The organism is Peribacillus sp. FW305-BF15 (assembly GCF_058783805.1).
This window is the reverse complement of the sequence record NZ_JBYSYV010000021.1, coordinates 1-18,452: the sequence shown is the minus strand read 5'-3', so window position 1 is coordinate 18,452 and position 18,452 is coordinate 1. Positions and strand designations below refer to the sequence as shown.

General features: G+C 40.1%; 22 protein-coding genes and 1 pseudogene. 15 read left to right on the top strand and 8 right to left on the bottom strand.

Annotated elements, in window-relative coordinates:
* Positions 1-6 precede the first annotated feature (6 nt).
* The 5 genes and pseudogenes from AC3WLU_RS19980 to AC3WLU_RS19960 form a co-directional block, all read left to right on the top strand.
* Positions 7-666, top strand: coding sequence for a 2-hydroxy-3-keto-5-methylthiopentenyl-1-phosphate phosphatase (locus AC3WLU_RS19980; RefSeq protein WP_057277346.1), 660 nt, complete (start codon positions 7-9; stop codon positions 664-666).
* Entirely contained in the window at positions 663-1,292 is a 630-nt protein-coding gene (locus tag AC3WLU_RS19975; RefSeq protein ID WP_098864272.1) for a methylthioribulose 1-phosphate dehydratase, read from the top strand. Before AC3WLU_RS19980 ends, AC3WLU_RS19975 begins: the two co-directional genes overlap by 4 nt.
* Before the next feature lie 24 nt (positions 1,293-1,316).
* Positions 1,317-1,850 (top strand): cupin domain-containing protein, encoded by a 534-nt coding sequence (locus AC3WLU_RS19970; protein ID WP_098864273.1) that lies wholly within the window; start codon positions 1,317-1,319, stop codon positions 1,848-1,850.
* 428 nt (positions 1,851-2,278) lie between these two features.
* The gene (locus AC3WLU_RS19965) at positions 2,279-3,205 is read left to right on the top strand and encodes a CobW family GTP-binding protein (protein WP_034307482.1); all 927 of its coding nucleotides are present in this window, start codon (positions 2,279-2,281) and stop codon (positions 3,203-3,205) included.
* A gap of 66 nt (positions 3,206-3,271) precedes the next feature.
* Positions 3,272-3,418, top strand: a pseudogene (locus AC3WLU_RS19960) (DUF2188 domain-containing protein); the annotation flags it as partial.
* Between the two features lie 57 nt (positions 3,419-3,475).
* Here the strand turns inward: AC3WLU_RS19960 and AC3WLU_RS19955 are convergent.
* Positions 3,476-3,718 carry a hypothetical protein gene (locus tag AC3WLU_RS19955; RefSeq protein WP_034307479.1) on the bottom strand — a complete coding sequence of 81 codons (243 nt, stop codon included), beginning with the start codon at positions 3,716-3,718 and terminating at the stop codon, positions 3,476-3,478.
* A 111-nt stretch (positions 3,719-3,829) separates the two neighbouring features.
* Between AC3WLU_RS19955 and yoyC the strand changes: the two genes are divergently transcribed.
* The 6 genes from yoyC (at position 3,830) to AC3WLU_RS19925 (ending at position 8,929) form a co-directional block, all read left to right on the top strand.
* The gene (gene yoyC, locus AC3WLU_RS19950) at positions 3,830-4,096 is read left to right on the top strand and encodes a protein YoyC (RefSeq protein ID WP_106027689.1); all 267 of its coding nucleotides are present in this window, start codon (positions 3,830-3,832) and stop codon (positions 4,094-4,096) included.
* A gap of 119 nt (positions 4,097-4,215) precedes the next feature.
* Positions 4,216-5,178, top strand: a complete 963-nt coding sequence (locus tag AC3WLU_RS19945) for a YncE family protein (protein ID WP_239858334.1) — start codon at positions 4,216-4,218, stop codon at positions 5,176-5,178.
* A gap of 1 nt (position 5,179) precedes the next feature.
* The gene (locus AC3WLU_RS19940; protein WP_034307471.1) at positions 5,180-5,866 is read left to right on the top strand and encodes a response regulator transcription factor; all 687 of its coding nucleotides are present in this window, start codon (positions 5,180-5,182) and stop codon (positions 5,864-5,866) included.
* Entirely contained in the window at positions 5,863-7,278 is a 1,416-nt protein-coding gene (locus AC3WLU_RS19935; RefSeq protein ID WP_098185850.1) for a sensor histidine kinase, read from the top strand. Before AC3WLU_RS19940 ends, AC3WLU_RS19935 begins: the two co-directional genes overlap by 4 nt.
* A 19-nt stretch (positions 7,279-7,297) precedes the next feature.
* Positions 7,298-7,735 carry a FixH family protein gene (locus AC3WLU_RS19930; RefSeq protein ID WP_098185851.1) on the top strand — a complete coding sequence of 146 codons (438 nt, stop codon included), beginning with the start codon at positions 7,298-7,300 and terminating at the stop codon, positions 7,733-7,735.
* Positions 7,736-8,182: 447 nt separating this feature from the next.
* The gene (locus tag AC3WLU_RS19925; protein WP_440439211.1) at positions 8,183-8,929 is read left to right on the top strand and encodes a CAP domain-containing protein; all 747 of its coding nucleotides are present in this window, start codon (positions 8,183-8,185) and stop codon (positions 8,927-8,929) included.
* Between the two features lie 187 nt (positions 8,930-9,116).
* Here AC3WLU_RS19925 and AC3WLU_RS19920 read toward each other — a convergent pair whose 3' ends face one another.
* Positions 9,117-9,584 (bottom strand): Hsp20/alpha crystallin family protein, encoded by a 468-nt coding sequence (locus tag AC3WLU_RS19920; protein WP_413003550.1) that lies wholly within the window; start codon positions 9,582-9,584, stop codon positions 9,117-9,119.
* 158 nt (positions 9,585-9,742) lie between these two features.
* Between AC3WLU_RS19920 and AC3WLU_RS19915 the strand changes: the two genes are divergently transcribed.
* Complete coding sequence (locus AC3WLU_RS19915; protein WP_413003552.1) at positions 9,743-10,516, top strand: SDR family oxidoreductase; 774 nt, start codon at positions 9,743-9,745, stop codon at positions 10,514-10,516.
* Between the two features lie 62 nt (positions 10,517-10,578).
* Here the strand turns inward: AC3WLU_RS19915 and AC3WLU_RS19910 are convergent, their stop codons facing one another.
* Both AC3WLU_RS19910 and AC3WLU_RS19905 read right to left on the bottom strand, forming a co-directional pair.
* On the bottom strand, positions 10,579-11,934 hold the full coding sequence (locus AC3WLU_RS19910) for an MATE family efflux transporter (protein WP_063575898.1): 1,356 nt from the start codon (positions 11,932-11,934) through the stop codon (positions 10,579-10,581).
* A 298-nt stretch (positions 11,935-12,232) separates the two neighbouring features.
* The gene (locus AC3WLU_RS19905) at positions 12,233-13,345 is read right to left on the bottom strand and encodes a mechanosensitive ion channel family protein (RefSeq protein ID WP_194719478.1); all 1,113 of its coding nucleotides are present in this window, start codon (positions 13,343-13,345) and stop codon (positions 12,233-12,235) included.
* 192 nt (positions 13,346-13,537) lie between these two features.
* Here AC3WLU_RS19905 and murG point away from each other — a divergent pair, with 192 nt between their 5' ends.
* Positions 13,538-14,626, top strand: coding sequence for an undecaprenyldiphospho-muramoylpentapeptide beta-N-acetylglucosaminyltransferase (gene murG / locus AC3WLU_RS19900; RefSeq protein WP_306804678.1), 1,089 nt, complete (start codon positions 13,538-13,540; stop codon positions 14,624-14,626).
* A gap of 52 nt (positions 14,627-14,678) precedes the next feature.
* A complete protein-coding gene (locus AC3WLU_RS19895) occupies positions 14,679-14,822 on the top strand; it encodes a DUF2639 domain-containing protein (protein ID WP_082609322.1) in 144 nt (47 codons plus the stop codon).
* A 40-nt stretch (positions 14,823-14,862) separates the two neighbouring features.
* Here AC3WLU_RS19895 and AC3WLU_RS19890 read toward each other — a convergent pair whose 3' ends face one another.
* The 4 genes from AC3WLU_RS19890 to AC3WLU_RS19875 all read right to left on the bottom strand — a co-directional run bounded on the left by AC3WLU_RS19890 (position 14,863) and on the right by AC3WLU_RS19875 (position 17,786).
* Complete coding sequence (locus AC3WLU_RS19890; protein ID WP_492597785.1) at positions 14,863-15,546, bottom strand: LrgB family protein; 684 nt, start codon at positions 15,544-15,546, stop codon at positions 14,863-14,865.
* On the bottom strand, positions 15,521-15,913 hold the full coding sequence (locus tag AC3WLU_RS19885; RefSeq protein WP_057277356.1) for a CidA/LrgA family protein: 393 nt from the start codon (positions 15,911-15,913) through the stop codon (positions 15,521-15,523). Before AC3WLU_RS19885 ends, AC3WLU_RS19890 begins: the two co-directional genes overlap by 26 nt.
* 205 nt (positions 15,914-16,118) lie before the next feature.
* Complete coding sequence (locus AC3WLU_RS19880; protein ID WP_057277357.1) at positions 16,119-16,673, bottom strand: GNAT family N-acetyltransferase; 555 nt, start codon at positions 16,671-16,673, stop codon at positions 16,119-16,121.
* A gap of 333 nt (positions 16,674-17,006) precedes the next feature.
* Entirely contained in the window at positions 17,007-17,786 is a 780-nt protein-coding gene (locus AC3WLU_RS19875) for an undecaprenyl-diphosphate phosphatase (RefSeq protein ID WP_063577700.1), read from the bottom strand.
* 208 nt (positions 17,787-17,994) lie between these two features.
* Between AC3WLU_RS19875 and AC3WLU_RS19870 the strand changes: the two genes are divergently transcribed.
* Entirely contained in the window at positions 17,995-18,315 is a 321-nt protein-coding gene (locus tag AC3WLU_RS19870) for a DUF4870 domain-containing protein (RefSeq protein WP_057277906.1), read from the top strand.
* Positions 18,316-18,452: the final 137 nt, after the last annotated feature.

Below are 18,452 nucleotides of genomic sequence, written 5' to 3'. Positions count from 1 at the left end.
GAAATAATGAAACCGATCATCTTTTGTGATTTTGACGGAACGATCACCAACACAGATAATATCATTTCAATTATGAAGAAATTTGCGCCTCCGGAATGGGAAGCGTTGAAAGACGGTGTCCTTCAGCAAAAAATCAGTATATCTTCAGGAGTTGGGGATATGTTTTCCCTGCTTGATAGTGGCTTGAAGGATGACATCATCCAATATGTAAGAAAAACCGCCGGCATTCGACCAGGGTTTTATGAATTCGTTGAGTATACGAAACAAGCCAATATCCCTTTATATATTGTAAGCGGGGGCATGGATTTTTTCATTTCACCCCTTTTGAATGATATCTTGCCAACAGAGTCCGTTTATTGCAACCATGCATTTTTTGATAAGGAAAAGATTTATATTGAGTGGCCACATGCTTGTGATGAGCAATGTAATAATGATTGCGGTTGCTGCAAGCCATCCATTATGAGGGAAATTGCGGGTCCGGAAGATTTTAAACTCGTTATTGGAGATTCAGTTACGGATTTTGAAGCGGCAAAACAGGCCGATTTTGTCATAGCCCGTGACATATTGCTTGAAAAATGCGGTAGGGAAGGAATTCCACATCAAGGATTCGAAACATTTTTTGATGTAATTGACATTATAAAGCAGCAGGAGGTGGTTAAAGCGTGAACACTCATTCTAAAGAATGGCTTGAGTTGGCAGATATTAAAGCTGAACTGGCCGAAAGGGATTGGTTTATGGGAACAAGCGGGAATTTGTCCATCCGCGAACCCAAAAGCCCTTTCTTTTATATTACCGCAAGCGGTAAGGATAAAAGGAAGCAATCGGATACGGACTTTTTACTGGTGGATTTAAAAGGAAAACCAGTTGAAGATACGAACCTAAGACCATCGGCCGAAACTTTACTTCATACAGACATTTACCGAAAAACCAATGCGAACTGTGTACTCCATGTCCATACAGTTGAAAATAATGTGATTTCGGAATTGTACGGAGATGAAGGCCAAGTTTCCTTTCGTAATCATGAAATCATTAAAGCGACCGGTCGGTGGGATGAAGATTCGGAGCTTCGGATTCCAATCATATATAATCACGCTGACATACCGTTGCTATCCGATAAGTTCAAGCCGCATGTCGAAGAAGACTCTGGCGCTGTGCTGATACGCAATCATGGCATTACGGTTTGGGGCAAAAGCGGATTCGAGGCAAAAAGAATACTTGAAGCCTGCGAATTTTTATTTCAATATCAACTGTTACTTAATCAACAAAAGGCGTTTGCAGGTTCTATAAGATAAATACTCATAGAGGAGGAATGAATGATGGCGACGATCAGATTCCATGAAACAAACGAGGTTATTGAAAACGGTGAACAGGTAAAAGGTTTTTTAGAAACACACGGGGTAATTTATGAGCAATGGGACATTTCTAAATTACCTGCACATCTTGTAGAAAAATACGATCTAACAGATGCTGACAAGGAGGAAATCCTTGTAACGTTCCAATCAGAGATAGCGGAAATCTCTGAAAGAAGAGGCTATAAAGCCCATGATATCATCACATTATCCGATGCAAATCCGAACTTGGATCAAATGCTTGAAAACTTTAAGCAGGAACACCATCACGAAGATGATGAAGTGCGTTTCATAGCAGGTGGAACGAGTATCTTTGCCATTGAAGGCAATGATAAACAGTGGTTTGATGTACGGCTTAATCCAGGAGATCTTATTAGTGTACCAGAATCAACAAGACATTATTTCACGCTCGCGGAAGATAGGAAAACTGTTGCTGTCCGGATTTTCGTAACAGCTGCAGGATGGGTGCCGATTTACGAAAAAGACGAAGTTCAAGCATGAATCAATGTTGAAAAGCCAGCTTATGGGCTGGTTTTTATTTGTAGAAAAAAGGGAAGTCGGAATGATCTCATCTCGAACCATGATTTTAAAACAAGACCAGATTATCCTTAATGGTTTTTTCCTGTAATCCCCCTTGGATTGAAGAAATTTGCGACACTCCTGCCGAATAACTGGCTAGCCGAGACCCCACAGGCGCTTGCGTCGAGGAGGCTTGGCAGACAGTCGGCGGAAAGGGAGCGGATTTCTGAAATCGACTGGATGTTTTTAAATAAAAAACTGCAGTCGAACTCGCTTTTCTTCGAAAATGTCTAGTCTAAAACCAGCTTACGGGCTGGTTTTTTTATGTGAATCCGGCAAGTGCTTTAGTAAGCTAGTTATGATAAAATTTAACGGAATCGAATTTAACCGGATTATAGGAGCAGATAAGAATGAAAACGACCGAAGTGTACATATTGGGCGGCTTTCTCGGCAGCGGGAAAACGACGCTTCTTCGAAATATTTTAAAACAGGAAAGTGAAGCAGGCAGAAAAGTGGCAGTGCTTTTAAATGAGCTCGGCAGTGTATCGGTTGACAGCGGACTCATTGGTGATGGAGTGCCTCTGAAGGAGTTGTTTGACGGGTGCATTTGCTGCACAATTCAAGATAAACTGGAGGTTCAGCTTCATGAGTTACTAACCGAAAATGAACTGGATGCGGTTTATATTGAAACGACGGGTGCAGCTCATCCAGTTGAAGTATTGGATGGCATAATGTCGCCGATTTTCGCCAAAAAGCTGGAGTATAAAGGGATCATCACGGTCGTCGATTTATTAAGGTGGCGCGATCGGGAGGAACTGTCTCCGCAGCTTCGACAGTTGCTTGCAGAGCAAATCCATCATGCCGATTTCATTTTATTGAATAAAGCGGATATGGTAAGTGAGATGGAGGCCGCACAGCTAATATATACGATACAGGCGCTGAATACGGATGCTGTATGTTTATTGACGGAGTATGCAGCCGTTTCCTTGGCATCATTGCAGCAAATGCAAAGAAAAAGGCATAATGGACATCAAAAGCTTGATGTACATGACCATTTGCACTTAACTGCAATCGTTCATACATTTGAAGGTGCTGTGGCACAAACCGACTTTGAAGAGTGGCTTAGGGCCCTTCCGGAAACGGTCTATCGAATGAAAGGATATATTTCCTTTACACATTCACAATACCCGCATTTATTCCAATACTCCTACGGAATGCCGATGTACATGAATGAAATGATGAAAATGCCATTGAATATCGTCATGATCGGGGAAAAGTTGGATAAGGAAATGTTGATCGGTCAGTTGAAAGCTTTGGAAGCGAAAGCGGCCCGATAAACGTTTACCGCCCATTAAAGAAGGGAAACATGAAAAGAAGACTTTCTTATTAAGGAGGCGGTATCAGTGCCATGGAATAAGAACGATTACCCAAACTCGATGAAGAATCTAGATAAAGATGTCAGGGAAAAGGCTATAGAAATCGCGAATGCTTTATTGGATGAAGGATATGAGGATGGAAAAGCCATTCCAATTGCCATAGACCGGGCTAAGATGTCAGTAGGAAATGATTAAGAAAATGGTCAGACCCACATAGGGGTCTGACCATTTTTATTGTTGCATTCCAAAGGCGGCAAATGTCTTTTCGTCTTCTATCAATCCACAGGCAGCGCACTGAACCCGAACTTCAGGACCATTATATGCTAGATGGAATGGCAGAAGGGAGTCGTTCGAATATTGTTCAACAATCTCACCGGATTGGGGATCCTTTTTAATGGGTGTTGCTACTTGCTGAATGAGATTGAAGCGAGATTTATTTGTCCGGCAATTCGGACAGCGGTATACTTGAGACATTGTACTCACTCCTTTTTTGGATTTTAAAAAGCATGATATCTTATTATTAAGATAGTCTTTACAAACTTGAACATTAATATGTATAAATTAGTAATGGATGGAAGGGATACTATGAAAGAAAATGTCAGGCAAGAAGAATTACTGGTGGCTTATTTAAGCATATGGAACAATCGTAAGGTGAACGATGGAGGGGGAAGGGAAGTGTTGCCGGAACTCATCAGACGAGAGCTTTTGGATGAAAATGCCCATCCCCGCGCCCGAAAACCAGTATTGGAGAAATTTTACCTTTCTATTAAACGCGTGATGGAATCTTCGCTTTCGGAAGAAATGAAAAATGAGATTGTAATGGCCTATATCACTGAATTGGAAAGATTATGATTTTTTGAGTGTGTACGGATGCTTGTTAGCAAATATTCTTTTATGCTTCATACTTTTTTCACAAATCATTGTTAAAATTTTTAAAAAATAGATATTTAATGAATAAGGAGCTTAAAATTATGAAGTGGGGCGGGCTTTTTCTTGCCATCGTACTGCTTACGGGGTGTAATAGCGGTAATGCATTTACTAAAATCAATAAAAGTCAATCTTTCCTGGCAACTGTCAATATCAAGGATACCTCACTGACTTTCATAGACGAAAACTATCATGCTTTTGCAAAATGGGATATTTCAGAACCATTTACCGGAGCCCTGCTCCTGGCAGACAAAGATACTATCCTGCTTTATGGAAAAGAGATGGAGAAAGTCCAAGTGTACTCTTTATCTGCAGGAAAACTGATAAACAGTTGGGAAATTGGAAAAGGTATCGTCAATATGCAGTTGTTACGTGATGGAAAAAGCATTGTGGCGGTCAATCAATCGAATCACTCCATTTATTTTTTAAATGCTGAGGGGGAGGAACAAGATATTGTCAAGGTTGGTAAAAGCCCCTTGACCGTTCTTCAAGGAGAGCAAGCGAATCGATTGTATGTTATTAATTTTGGTGATACCAAATGTTCAGTGATAAATCTTGAAACGAAAAAGGTCGATTTCGAATTTCCTGTACATAGTGCCAGCACAGGCACATTATTAAGGGAAGAAAAGGATGAAATATGGATTGGAGGACATGGTGATGGGGATCAAGTGGAAGAAGATCTTTATATTTATTCGGCAAAAACGGGAGAGTTGAAGAAAAAGCTTAAGGCTCCAACCATGCCGATAAAGTTCCTGGAAAATGAGGAAGGGATATTTGTCCTTAGTCATGGGACTAGCTCCTTATATAAATTGAATGATCAATATGAGGAAGTCAAAAGCAAAGTGGTCGGCGTCAACCCCTTTGAAATGGCGAACTTTAATGAAGATGTGGTCGTGGCGGGATATGATAGTGATGAAGTGTATGTAATGGATGCTGAAACAGTCGATGTTAAAAAAACAATCAAAGTCGGCGAAGGTCCATTCCAATTGATGTTGAGGAGTAGATGACATGCATGTTTACACCATTTTAGTCGTGGATGATGAAGAAGATATGCGTAATCTAGTTGAAATGTATTTGCTGAACTCAGGTTATCGATGCCTTCAAGCTGCGAATGGAAAAGAAGCTATAAGTATGGTTGAAACAGAGGAAGTGGATTTAATCCTATTGGATATCATGATGCCAGGTATGGACGGTTTCTCCGTTTGTGAAGAAATTCGTGAAATTGGGGAGATCCCTGTGATATTCGTCAGTGCGAAAGGTGAAGAATGGGATAAGGTGAAAGGGCTGAAGCTTGGCGGCGACGATTATATCGTCAAACCTTTCAATCCAGGAGAATTGGTCGCAAGGGTCGAAGCGGTATTGCGAAGGACAGGAAAATTATCATTGAATGAAGAGAATCAAAACCATGTCCGATTCGGTAAAATTAGCTTGAACTTACAATCCAGAACGGTTTTAGTGGAAGGGAAGCCAATCAATTTAACCTTGAAAGAATTCGAATTGCTTTTATTCCTCATGCGTCATAAAAGCCAGGCACTCAGCCGTGAACAACTGCTTGAAAATGTATGGAGCGGTGAGTATGGAGGATCTTTACGTACTGTGGATACCCATATTAAAACGTTACGAATGAAATTAAGAGCGGCCGATTACATTCAAACCGTCTGGGGAATCGGTTATAAGATAGAGGAAAAGAAATGATCTATGAATGGCGAACCCTTTCTTTTAAATTATGGCTCACCATTATCTCCGCCATCATCCTATCCGTGCTGTTCGCTTACTCCCTTTCTCAATATTATTATAAAAATCTATATGTGGAGAAGCTTAAAACGGATTTAGTCAATGAAGCATCATTGCTAGGGGCGGATTATTCCGGCGGTGAAATCAGCGAGGACTTTAAGCAAAAAGTTGAATGGTTTAACAGTAAGAACGACAGCGAAGTCTTTGTCGTCAATAATCCCAGGGAATTGAGTGCTTGTCTGCCTTTTGAAATCAATTACGATACCCTTATTTCTGAAGAAGAACGGCAAATGCTTTTAGATGGGAAAGCCGTAGAAAAAGAAGGATATGAGAAAAGGTTTGAAAAGAACATCGTAGCGGCCATCATACCTCTGATTGACGAAAATCGCCTCGAAGGTATCATCTATACATATATTCCTGTAGATTCCATTACGGTCTTATTTAAGGAATTTGCTGCAAAATGGTTGGCGGCGGTTCTATTATTTTTGATTGTCGCGATTTTGTTTACTACTAAATGGTTGAAAAAGCTAGTCAGTCCGATTAAGGAAATCGAGACTGCGGCCCATCGTGTCTCAGAGGGGGATTATGACATACAGGTCGAGGTAAGGAGTCATGATGAGATAGGTAAACTGGCAATAGCCTTTAATGATATGGCCAATTCCATCCATTTGGAAGAAGAAAGAAAAAAAGAATTTCTAGAAAATGTTGCACATGAGCTCAGAACCCCGCTTAGTTACGTAAAGGGATATACGCAGGCCATATTGGATGGTGTCGTGAAAAATGATGAAGAGCAACGGAAATACCTTCACCTCATTTCAAGGGAGGCTCTTAGGCTGCAGCGGCTTGTGGGAGATCTTATGGACTTATCAAAAATGGAAAGTGCTCCATTCTTGTTAAATAAAACCCCGATTGCCTATGCGCAATTCATTGAAGACGTACTTGTGAAATATGAACCGATAATAAAGGAAAAACAATTGGACTTGAAGCTAGACCTGGATCCAGACCCGATTATTTTTGGGGATGAAGGAAGGATGGAACAGATTCTACATAACATTTTTGATAATGCCATTCAGTATACGGATTCCGGAGGGGCGATTCATATTACCCTAATTCAGCATAAAGATGATTGCGAACTGCTGGTAACTGACACGGGCAACGGGATTCCGGAAGCGGATCTGCCGTATATCATGAATCGTTTTTACCGTGTGAACAAAGCACGCAGCCGATTTGATGGCGGTTCAGGGCTTGGACTGTCCATTGTCAAAAAATTGGTGGAATTACAAAATGGTAAAATTGAAATAGAAAGTAAGGAAAAAAGGGGAACAACAGTCAGGGTCATCCTGCCGAATATAAAAGAAGAATGGAATTCATAAAAAGGGGATACGTTCAAAAATGAAAAAAATCATGTTATTTTGCATGGCGTTAATTTTTTTGGCTGGATGCGGCAAGAAAGAGGAGATTCCAAAAATGTTAAATGTCGATTTAGCTGTCGATCCAACTCAGGGTAAAGTGAATGAGCCTGTGAAATTTCAGGCAAAAGTAACATATGGGGACGAAGCCGTGACAGATGCGGATGATGTCAGTTTTGAAATTTGGCTTGCGAATAGCGATGACCATGACAAGATAGCAGTAAAACATAAAGGGAACGGTATATATGAACTGGAAAAGGCTTTTGATGAAGAAGGTACCTATTATGTATATGCCCACGTAACGGCAAGGGACATGCACAACATGCCAAAGAAAGAATTCGTAATAGGCAAACCAAGCACTCCCGAACAAAATGGCGGAAAAAAAGAAATGGACGAGATGAATGATGAAGAACTGAAATGATGAATGTACCATCAAAATCAAAACAATTCGGGCTTAAATCCGGATTGTTTTTTTATTTGGAAAAATGTTCAAGACGATAGGGGGAAAATGAGGAAATGTCGAAGTGAAACCGAAAAATTTGTAACATAAAAGTAAAGAAAGTCATAATAATTCGGTTAGTAACGATATGTCAACTAAAAGTTATTAGTATTCCATGGAAATGGTTCTATGTAACTACCATTGACAAATAATTACTGGAAAAATATGAGTATTAATACTATTGGCAGAAACATAGATAGTTAAAGGATTTCTGCTTGTTTTCTCTGAAACTTGGATTATAAGTATATTTTCATTCGCATCCTGTGAATTTGATGGAAATTGATGGTGCCTTTATTACAAAAAGTGCATGTTATGATAATTCCAGAAGCAAAGCACAACAAAAAATGAACATCACAGGAGGAAATACGAATGAAAAAGAAAATGATTATGTCAGCAGCAGCGGCTGCAGCTATTATATTCACAGGAGTAGGAGCTAACCAAGCTGAAGCAGCCAACTGTGATACAGTGAAACAAGTAACTTATAAAACTACGAATAAAGAGGATATGCAAAAAGTCCTTAACCAATACCTAGCTAAATACAATATCACTATTCCTGCAGCGCAGGCACAACAACAACCAGTTCAACAACCAGTTCAACAACCAGTTCAAAAACCAGTTCAACAACCAGCTCAACAAGAAGTTGGAACAACGAACCAATCAAAACCAGCAGCAAAACCTGCAGCACCAGAAGTAACACCTGATAAATCAACTGATAAAAAACCAGAGACAAGCTCTGAATTAAGTGCTTTTGAACAAGAAGTTGTTAAATTAACGAATGCAGAACGTGAAAAACAAGGTTTGGCAGCTCTTAAAATCGACACTGAGTTGAGCAAAGTTGCACGTATCAAGTCTCAAGACATGAAAGATAAAAACTATTTTGACCACAATAGCCCGACTTACGGCTCACCTTTCGATATGATGAAACAATTCGGAATCAGCTATAAAACAGCTGGCGAGAACATCGCACAAGGTCAACAAACACCAGAAGAAGTGGTACAAGCTTGGATGAATAGCCAAGGACACCGTGAAAACATCATGAATCCTAGCTTTACTCATATTGGAGTAGGTTACGTAGAATCTGGTAACTACTGGACTCAACAATTCATCGGAAAATAATAGATTAATAGAAAAGTGCATCCCATTAACATGGGGTGCGCTTTTTTTTCGAGAATGGTTCCATTCCATGGAAAAAAATCAATTGTACCATTTATTCGCTCTCTATAATGTACCCAAATCTAAAAAAATTGAACCAAGAAATAACTGGAACCGCACCTTAACATCAGTGAGGTCCCGGTGAAGCCACTTAAATTTCCGATACATCGATTTCTGAATACTGTGTATTGAAACTTTTTTGAAGCCGTATTTCCAATGTTGATTCTTTATATTGGGCTGATGCTCCTTTTTTCTTTACAGGTGCGGGGAGTGTTAAGACATGACGATCTGACTCTTCGGGAATCCCCTCGATGATGGATTGGTTAGATGTATGGTAAAGTTTCATTTTCTTTAGCCAAGATTCATCTTGTATTGGAATTCTTACGAAGACATATAAGTGGGTTTCAAATACTTCGGCATGTAAAGGATGTTCAGATCTGGCATTTACTTTTTGTGAGCCGCCATCATTTTGGTTCATCATACCTTGCATATTGTCAGGGATCACTTGTGAAAATACCTTTTCAATGAACGATTGAACATCACTTTGCTGCATATTTTTCATGAATTCCTTTTGGTTAGGGTTATTCTTAAAAGAAAAAAGTGAATTCCAGGGAAACATATTGAATTCCTCTCTCCTGTTTATGGTCTGACAGGTTTATTTGTTATATTTTATGCAGCTAAAGCCCAGAGGTTCTTTTTTATAATTACTAAATTATAGAAAATGGAATAAACTTATGTATAATTAAGTAAAATCCATTAGATAAAGAGGGTAAGCCTGTGGATGAAAAAGTAGCTTTTATTACTGGTGGAGCAACGGGTATCGGCAAAAGGATGGCATTTTCACTCGCGGATAATGGAATGTCCATTATCATTACTTATCGAAAAAGTAACAAGGCAGCTTTAGCATTAGTGGATGAATTACAGGAAATGTACCATGTTAAGGCAATTGCGATTCAAGGTGATTCGTCAAGTGAGGAAGATTGCCGGAATATATTGCAAAAGATTTCGGAGACATTTGGCCATGTTGATATCTTCATTCATAACGCAGGGCCATATATGCATGATCGTAAACCGATGACTGAATATGGCGGCGATGAATGGAAGTACATCATGGACGGGAATTTAAATGGTTTTTTCTATTTTGCGAAGGAACTTATTCCACAAATGCGCAGCAGAAACTGGGGCAGAGTCATTACCTTAGGGTTTGAACGGTGTGAAACTGCACCAGGTTGGATTTATCGTTCTGCTTTTGCCGCTGCAAAGAGCGGCTTGACCTCCTTGACAAGAACCTTGGCTGCGGAAGAAGCTACTCATGGAATCACCGTGAATATGGTTTGTCCTGGTGATATCATAGGGGATTGGAAAGAGAAGGAAATAAGGATCGCGAGAGCAGAAAAGGATGATACGGTTCCAGTCGGCAGACCGGGGACGGGGGAAGATATAGCGAGGGTCATCACGTTCCTTTGTGATGAAAAATCGGATTTCATTACCGGGAGCATCATACCGGTAACAGGCGGTATGGATGTTCTTGGGAAAATATATAAAGCCTAGTGATTTAGAATTTAATTCAGAATGAATAAAAGTGAGGCCGGTGTAATCCAGCCCCACTTTTTTTATGCTATTTTTTTATATTTTACTTGCTGAATGAACCGTAAGCGAGCAGCCAAGCCTATAGCCCCAAGAGCCAAGCCGGAAATTAAGCCGATCCAATACCCAAAGGCTCCCATATCAGTAAACTTTGCAAAGAAATAGCCAATTGGAAGCCCGAGAATCCAGTAGGAGACCAGTGACATGGCAAATGTAACATTTACATCTTTATATCCACGCAAAATGCCCTGAATAGGTGCCTGCAGGGCGTCCGATATCTGAAAGAAGATGGCATATATTAAAAAATGTGATGTCAGCATCATTACTTCGTGATCCTTAGTGTATAAAAATGCCACAGGTTCACGGAAGAGGAAGAGGATGGTCGACAAAACGAGTGACATCGTCAAGGCCAGCGAAATGCCAATCCAGCTATACTCTTTGGCATCTTTATAACGGGCTGCCCCGATTTCAAATCCAATGACGATCGTCAATGCCATGGAAATACTTAGCGGTATCATATAAAGCAGTGACGCAAAATTCATGGCAATCTGGTGTGACGCAATCGTAACGGTATCATACTTACTCATCAAAAGGGTGACAGCCGAAAAAATGCTTGTCTCAAAGAAAATAGCGAGCCCGATGGGTACCCCAATCAATAATAAGGCCTTCCATTCTTTCCATGAAACCCGGAAAAATTCAGTGAAAACCTGATATGTCGAAAATGGGTTTATTTTTATCACGACCAGTATGGCCACCAGGGCAATTAACCAATAGGTAATGGCAGTGGCGTACCCGGAACCGACACCGCCAAGTTCAGGGAATCCAAACTTCCCGTATATTAACAAGTAATTAAAAAGGACGTTTACCGGGAGCGCACATAAGGTAATGATCATGGAAATCCTGGTTTGCCCCAGAGCATCGATGAAAGCCCTCAACGCATTATAAATGAATAAAGGAATGATACCGAGTGAAAGGGCGATCAAATAATCATGAGCCACCATGTGGACACTATCTTCAAGGTCCATGGCATTCAATACGGGGTTCAAAGAAAATGCTCCAATGATTAAAATGATCAAGGCTAAAGCCACAGCTAAATAAATGGCCTGCATCACGGAATAGGAAACGGATTTGGACTGCCTGGAACCGACCAGCTGTGAAACCACCGGTGTTAAGGCAATCAATATCCCGCTCAGCCCCGTGTACACGGGTGTCCATAGCGAACTGCCGATGGAGACGCCAGCAACGTCCTGGGTGCTGTATTGCCCCGACATCATCACATCAAAAAAAGTCATGGCATACATGCTGATTTGGGTGATCAGAATAGGTATCAATATATAAAATAACAGGCGGATCTTTTGAGATTTAGTATAAGTCTGATTCATCAAAGTACCTCAATATCAATATTTGGAATTTTCAACACAATGGAAGAATTATATCACATAAGCATGTGATATTTTAAGAATTTTTATTGGATGCAAAAAAGACTTGCCGTTTAGGGCAAGTCTCAGTTTGTAGACAAATTCGATATTTAATTAAGATTGCCTACATTTTTTTTAGGCAGTGTAAAATATGAACGTTGATTTCCACTACAGGCACTCGCTTTCCGCGGGCGTTCCCGCAGGATTCTCGGACACCCGCTCCAATCAACTTTGTTTAAAAATTCAGATGGAACCCCTTTTGTCAGTCACGCATGGATTCAAAATCATTCATGGCTTCCGTATCTGAGTCTTTTTGAAGAATGAATGCCTGTGAAGGAATGGCAATTTGTACTCCTTCCTGTTCCAATATCTCCATTATTTTAAAGTTCACATCTTCTTTGATTGATAAATATCCTCCAAAGTCCGTGGCTTTCGTGAAGAAATATAGGTAAAGGTTGAAACCGGAATGACTGAACTCATCAAATTTAACCAAAATTGTTTCTGGATGTACTTCAGGATGATCAATAAGCATTCTTTCAATGTCTTTAATGACATTTTCCAATTTTTCTTTTGGTGTTGTGACATTAACACCCAAATGGAAGGCGATCTGTCTTTTTCCCATCTTGGACCAGTTGATGATCGGTTCATTCGAAAGGGTCGCATTTGGGACTGTAACTAAAGCTTGGGCAAAAGTCCGAACTTTAGTGCTTCGGAATGTGATGTCTTCAATGGTTCCCTCCACGCTTGGAGTTTTGACCCAATCTCCTATGGTAAAAGGTTTTTCGGTAACGATGACGATACCCCCGAAGAAATTGCTGACGGTATCTTTAGCGGCAAGTGCAAAAGCCAATCCACCCAAGCCAAGCCCAGCAACAAATCCATCGACATTGAATCCCCATTCTTCTGCGATGATGGAGGCACCAAAAGCAATGATGATTATGTTGGTGATTTTCGTAAAGAACGGCATGACGATTTGATCGACTTCAAGTCCGAATTTACTTACTAATTTCGGAAATAAAATGGTTAAGATCGAACTGATGTTGAAAATCGTCCAAAAGAATAAGAAGACAAAAAACGATCTGTATATTTTCGATCTGAGTTCAATCGAAGGTGAGTCGATTGGAAAGTAGTGCAGTGAAATGATAACCCCAATCAAAACGATAAGCCATCTTACTGGCTGTTCTATTGCGAGCATTAAGTTGGCGGCAAATTCAACTTTACGTTTTTCTGCAATCCGTAGAAAGAACTTGAATATATATGTAGTAAATACTTTCCGAAGCAAAAGGAAGATTAGGAAAATGCCTATGGAAATTCCTAATTTGGTCCAGGCTTCGATTCCATCAAATTGATTGAGTGATTCAGAAACTTCTTGCAATGTATTACTCCTCCATTGTATCTTGTAGTATTGTAGAATACTAAGATTATAATATATTCATGCTGAAAAAGGAAAAATAATCGATGATTACATACATCATAGGGGATTTCGGTTCACTGAATACTTTTTCAAGTTATTAATGGCAAGGATATATGGTAATATGGATGCAAAGTGATTTTTTAAGTTTGGAAGGTGGAAATATTGACTAAGAAAATAGTATTTACCGGAGGCGGTTCTGCCGGTCATGTATCTGTTAATGCAGCAATCATCCCGGAATTTTTAAAGCATGATTGGGATGTTACTTATATTGGTTCAAAAAAAGGCATTGAAAAAAATATCATCGAAACGGAATTTCCCGAGGTCCGTTATGAAACGATTTCCGTTGGGAAATTCCGACGTTACCTATCTGTTGAAAATATGAAAGATCCTTTCCGGGTCATAAAAGGGATTTTTGATGCACGAAAAATATTAAAAAAGACCAAGCCTGATTTCATTTTTTCTAAAGGTGGTTTCGTTTCGGTTCCAGTCGTTTTGGCAGGCAGGATGCTTAGGATTCCGATTGCCATACATGAATCGGATTATACGCCTGGTCTGGCTAATAAGATCGCGATGCCACTTGCATCGAAAATTTTCACTACCTTCCAAGAAACGGAAAAAGAACTTCCGAAAGAGAAGGCCATGTATCTTGGCGCTGTATTACGCGATGGCATTTTTACGGGAAACGCTTCTGCTGGTAAAGCATTTTGTGGATTCACGAAAAACAAACCGGTGTTACTCGTTATGGGCGGAAGCCTTGGGGCCGTTAAAATCAATAATTTAATTACAGATAACCTTGATGCCTTATTAAAGGATTATCAGATTATACACATTTGCGGGAAGGGAAATGTGAAAACCGAATTGAAACAAAGGGGATATGCTCCTTTTGAATTCGTGCACGAAGAATTATTCGATCTTTTGGCGGCTGCCGATGTCGTTGTGTCAAGGGCTGGTTCAAATTCTATCTTTGAATTCCTTGGTTTGCAAAAGCCGATGCTGCTTATCCCTCTAAGTGCCAATGCATCCCGGGGAGATCAAATCCTGAATGCGTCAAGTTTTGAAAAACAGGGTTTTTGTAAAGTCCTCCAAGAAGAAGAGCTGAATGATCGGGTTTTTAATGCTACATTAGCGGATTTATTGAAAAAATCGGATGAATATCAAGAGAAGATGCGTCAAAAACGCCCATTCAAAACGGCAGCTGAAATGTATGAATTACTGCTTAAAGTAATGGCTGCAAAAAAATAAGTATCATTCCCCTCTATGCAGCATATCTTTTTCGAACAGAGGAGGGGGTAGAATGGCTTATGAGTATTCCAAAGGATGGTTCATTCAGCAGCTAAAAGCCGCAGGGATTAGCTATCATCCAATTGAAAAAAGAAAGCTGGAGCTGTATAAGACTTATATTCTAAGGCGTTTATACGAGGATCTGCAAAAAAAATAATCACAAAAAGAACCGCAACGCGTTGACGTTGCGGTTCTTTTTATAGGAAATTACTTATAAAAGGAAAGAAACAGGAAATGAGGATACCTGCGATAGCCATTGCCGCACCTGCGACAGCCCCGGTAAACTCACTTTCCTGGGCAGCTTGAGCCGTTCCGAGTCCATGAGCGATCGTACCATAGGCGATACCACGTGCGAAGGGCATTGTAATGTTTAGTTTATCCATCATTTTTGGAGCGATCATCGTACCCAGCACCCCTGTCAAAATGACGAAGGCAGCTGATATATTGGAATTCCCGCCATAAAGTTCCGTGATTTCAACCGCGATTGGCACTGTAATGGATTTAACCGCCAATCCTTGGAATATGAATGGTGGAAGTGAAAATGCTTTAGCGATGGCGAAGGCAATGATCAATGTGACAAGGAGACCAAAAATCATCCCGCTAATAGCCGGCATTGCATATTTAACGATTACTTTTCTGTTTTTATAAAGTGGTACGGCCAGAGCAACGGTAGCTGGTCCCAGGAAATAGGTAATGATGTCTTTTCCAGGTGAATAATCCTCGAAGTCCAAACCGCTGATCAGCAGTACGAGAATAATTGTAACTGTACTGAAAAATACGGGCGTCGTAAAAGGGGATGGGTGTTTAGCATATATTTTTCTTCCGATGAAATAGGCAAGGATGGTTATCAAGATGCTATATGTTGTGATGAACGCTGTCATGCTGTTTAACCTCTCCTCTGTTGGATAGCTTCTGAACGGTCCATGCTGAAACGATGAATCCAAATATCAGGCTTATACCTAAGGTAAGTGCCAAAGGCAAACCGAATTCAATGAAAAGCCATCCCATTGTCATTAAGCTGATTGAAATGGGAATGAAGAAAAAGGCTAGGTGCTTTACCAAAAACCCTGATGTAAGTTCAATCCATTCGACTTTTATGACCTTCGTCTGTAATAAACCGAATAACAGAATCATGCCGATGACGTTGCCTGGTATAGGTAAGTGAAGTAAATTGGCTAAATAATAGCCAAGCTTGCAAATGATGAGCAGGAAGATAAGCTGCACGATAAAAGCAAATATTTTTTTCATGAGTAAGTCCTTTCAATGATGCTTTGAATATATTATTGAATTGGTCAATTGTATTCATTATAAAAAAATATCCCTAAAAAGAATAGGGATTTGCAGCAATCTATGTTTAACATCCTGTGAAACTGAAAAAAAGAGCTTTCCAGGTATGGAAGCTCCGGCCATTATATGAAAGGATAAACAAAGCATAATTGAAATGTTCTTCGCCCTATGCTTCAAGTAACTGCTGTTCGTCATCATCATGCTGTCTAAGGATATGAAAGGTGTATAAATCTTTAGGGATTTCATACAGATCGTAGATATCTCCTTCATGATTGATCTGATCATAAAGGGATTTTCTTGTTTCGTTGGCAATGACGGCATAGGGAAGCTTTTCTGCGGCTTTTATGGAGCGGATATTTTTTTTGCGAATTCGCATGAAGACCGTTTCCAAACCGAGCTCGAAAAAAAGCTCTTTGAAGAAAGCGTCTTTTGCGATGGCATTATACCCTTTTCCATGATAAGGCTTGCCAAGCCATGTGCCTAAGAAACCTGCACCATTTTCAATATCGTATAAAGAAATACAACCGATGGGATTTTCCCATTCATCCAAGATTGTTCGTGAAATGAGTTGCCCAGCATCTTCGGCTTCGATCGTTTGCTTAGTAATGAAAACATATTCTTCATATGAATCTACCTTATGGCGCACGAAAGGGAAGACATCTGGATGCGTCATTTGTTCATAAAGAGAAAAACAATCTGTGAAATCTCTCTTTTTTAACATTTCCGTCCCTCCGTTTGAGGGCAGTTCTTATGCGTAGTCGCTGCCCACCCTCGAAATTTTTTAAGTCGTTCATCAAAAAATTTCGGGGTGGGAATCGAACCCACTAGAACCGGAAACCGGTGGCGCACCATTTGCCTTCCCTATTTTTATTGTCAGAAAGTATGCAAATCTAAAGAACCTTACGAAGGTATAATACTAAAAAAAAAACGGTTTGGGAATAGGTTTTTTGCCTTTTTTTTTCGTCAAATTTCAACTTTTTCTTGAAGGGTGAAATCTTTAGGCAAACGTCTGCATTCTTCCATGAAAAACTGATTGTTTCGCCCGTTTTTTTCTTTAAAATTTACCTGTAAATTGCATGAATAAAATGATTGCGCCAAGGGCCCATACATAGATGGAGAATATTTTGAGTGAACGCTTTTTTAAGAAATCGATCATCCATACTACAGCTATATAACCAAAGATTGCTGCTGACAGGGTCCCGACGAAAAGCGCAGTGAGTGGAAGCCGTTCAACTTCTCCTGTAAAAATCGGTTTCATCTGAAATACGATGCCCCCCGTAATGGCAGGAATGGAAAGCAAAAAGGAAAAATAGGCTGCAGTGGCCCTATCCAGCCTGCAGAAGAGGCCAGCTGCTATCGTTAAGCCGGAGCGCGAAAGAGCGGGCATGATGGCAGCAGCTTGGAAAGTACCGATGATCAGCGCGTCTTTAATCGAAATTTCATTAAGGGATTTGCCGCCTTTTCTTACACCGTCGGCTACCCATAAAATCAGACCGGTCGCTAAAAATTCCCAGCCTATGGTCACACCTGTTTTTGAAAGGCCGTCAAACCAATCACCAAGTAAAATGCCAACAATCACGGCAGGAATCGTCCCAGCAATGAGAAGCAGAGTCATTTTGGAGAAAGGATTTTTCAAAATGGCAATTATGTCCTTCTTATAAACGACCAATAATGCCAGCAAGGTTCCGATGTGGAGCATGGTATCCAGAAAAATGCCCGCCTCGTCAAGGTGGAAAATATGCCGACCTAAATATAAATGTCCAGTGCTTGAAATAGGTAAAAACTCAGTCAAGCCTTGAATGATCCCAAGGATGAAGGCTTGAAATTCATTCAGCAAAAAAACATCACTCCATTCTAGAAGGTATAGGACAATCCATTATTTAAACTGTATGCACAAGACGGATGAACATGTCCGGATTTTAGTGGTGATATCAAGAAAAGGCAGTCCAGATTTACCTTCTTTCGAATATAATGAGAGGAAAAATGAAACTATTTTTCATTTGATTCGTAAATATTTATATGAGAAAGGAGGAGAAGACACTATGCCTAGTAAAGATGAAAGAGTGTTTGCTGCCCTTATTTATGTGATCAGCTTTTTTACAGCATTTATCGGTCCTTTGGTGATTTGGTTATTGAAGAAGGACTCGTCACAATTTGTGGATTACCACGGAAGGGAATATTTGAATTTTTTCATTTCCTACACCGTGTATTCAATAGTCGCAGGGATACTCACTATAGTATTGGTTGGATTCTTGCTATTGCCGGTAATCGGGATAGCTTTAGTCGTATTCACCATCATTGCTGCTGTTAGGGCTTACGAAGGAACGGATTATCGATTCCCGTTGATCTTCAGGATATTATAGAATGATGTAAAAGGATTCCGTTCATTCGGAGTCCTTTAGACTGCAGGCAAACTCGAAGAAAAGCGAGTTGAACTGCCCCGTAAATGTTAGACACCAAACTAACATTTACGGGGTGTTTTTTATGGCTAATTTTTCTG

Excerpts from the sequence above, each read along its gene's own strand:
- AC3WLU_RS19980 (WP_057277346.1), top strand. The coding sequence starts at position 7 with ATGAAACCGATCATCTTTTGTGATTTTGACGGAACGATCACCAACACA.
- AC3WLU_RS19970 (WP_098864273.1), top strand. The coding sequence starts at position 1,317 with ATGGCGACGATCAGATTCCATGAAACAAACGAGGTTATTGAAAACGGT.
- AC3WLU_RS19965 (WP_034307482.1), top strand. The coding sequence starts at position 2,279 with ATGAAAACGACCGAAGTGTACATATTGGGCGGCTTTCTCGGCAGCGGG.
- AC3WLU_RS19955 (WP_034307479.1), bottom strand. The coding sequence starts at position 3,718 with ATGTCTCAAGTATACCGCTGTCCGAATTGCCGGACAAATAAATCTCGC.
- yoyC (WP_106027689.1), top strand. The coding sequence starts at position 3,830 with ATGAAAGAAAATGTCAGGCAAGAAGAATTACTGGTGGCTTATTTAAGC.
- AC3WLU_RS19945 (WP_239858334.1), top strand. The coding sequence starts at position 4,216 with ATGAAGTGGGGCGGGCTTTTTCTTGCCATCGTACTGCTTACGGGGTGT.
- AC3WLU_RS19940 (WP_034307471.1), top strand. The coding sequence starts at position 5,180 with ATGCATGTTTACACCATTTTAGTCGTGGATGATGAAGAAGATATGCGT.
- AC3WLU_RS19935 (WP_098185850.1), top strand. The coding sequence starts at position 5,863 with ATGATCTATGAATGGCGAACCCTTTCTTTTAAATTATGGCTCACCATT.
- AC3WLU_RS19930 (WP_098185851.1), top strand. The coding sequence starts at position 7,298 with ATGAAAAAAATCATGTTATTTTGCATGGCGTTAATTTTTTTGGCTGGA.
- AC3WLU_RS19925 (WP_440439211.1), top strand. The coding sequence starts at position 8,183 with ATGAAAAAGAAAATGATTATGTCAGCAGCAGCGGCTGCAGCTATTATA.
- AC3WLU_RS19920 (WP_413003550.1), bottom strand. The coding sequence starts at position 9,584 with ATGTTTCCCTGGAATTCACTTTTTTCTTTTAAGAATAACCCTAACCAA.
- AC3WLU_RS19910 (WP_063575898.1), bottom strand. The coding sequence starts at position 11,934 with ATGAATCAGACTTATACTAAATCTCAAAAGATCCGCCTGTTATTTTAT.
- AC3WLU_RS19895 (WP_082609322.1), top strand. The coding sequence starts at position 14,679 with ATGGCTTATGAGTATTCCAAAGGATGGTTCATTCAGCAGCTAAAAGCC.
- AC3WLU_RS19890 (WP_492597785.1), bottom strand. The coding sequence starts at position 15,546 with ATGACAGCGTTCATCACAACATATAGCATCTTGATAACCATCCTTGCC.
- AC3WLU_RS19885 (WP_057277356.1), bottom strand. The coding sequence starts at position 15,913 with ATGAAAAAAATATTTGCTTTTATCGTGCAGCTTATCTTCCTGCTCATC.
- AC3WLU_RS19880 (WP_057277357.1), bottom strand. The coding sequence starts at position 16,673 with ATGTTAAAAAAGAGAGATTTCACAGATTGTTTTTCTCTTTATGAACAA.
- AC3WLU_RS19870 (WP_057277906.1), top strand. The coding sequence starts at position 17,995 with ATGCCTAGTAAAGATGAAAGAGTGTTTGCTGCCCTTATTTATGTGATC.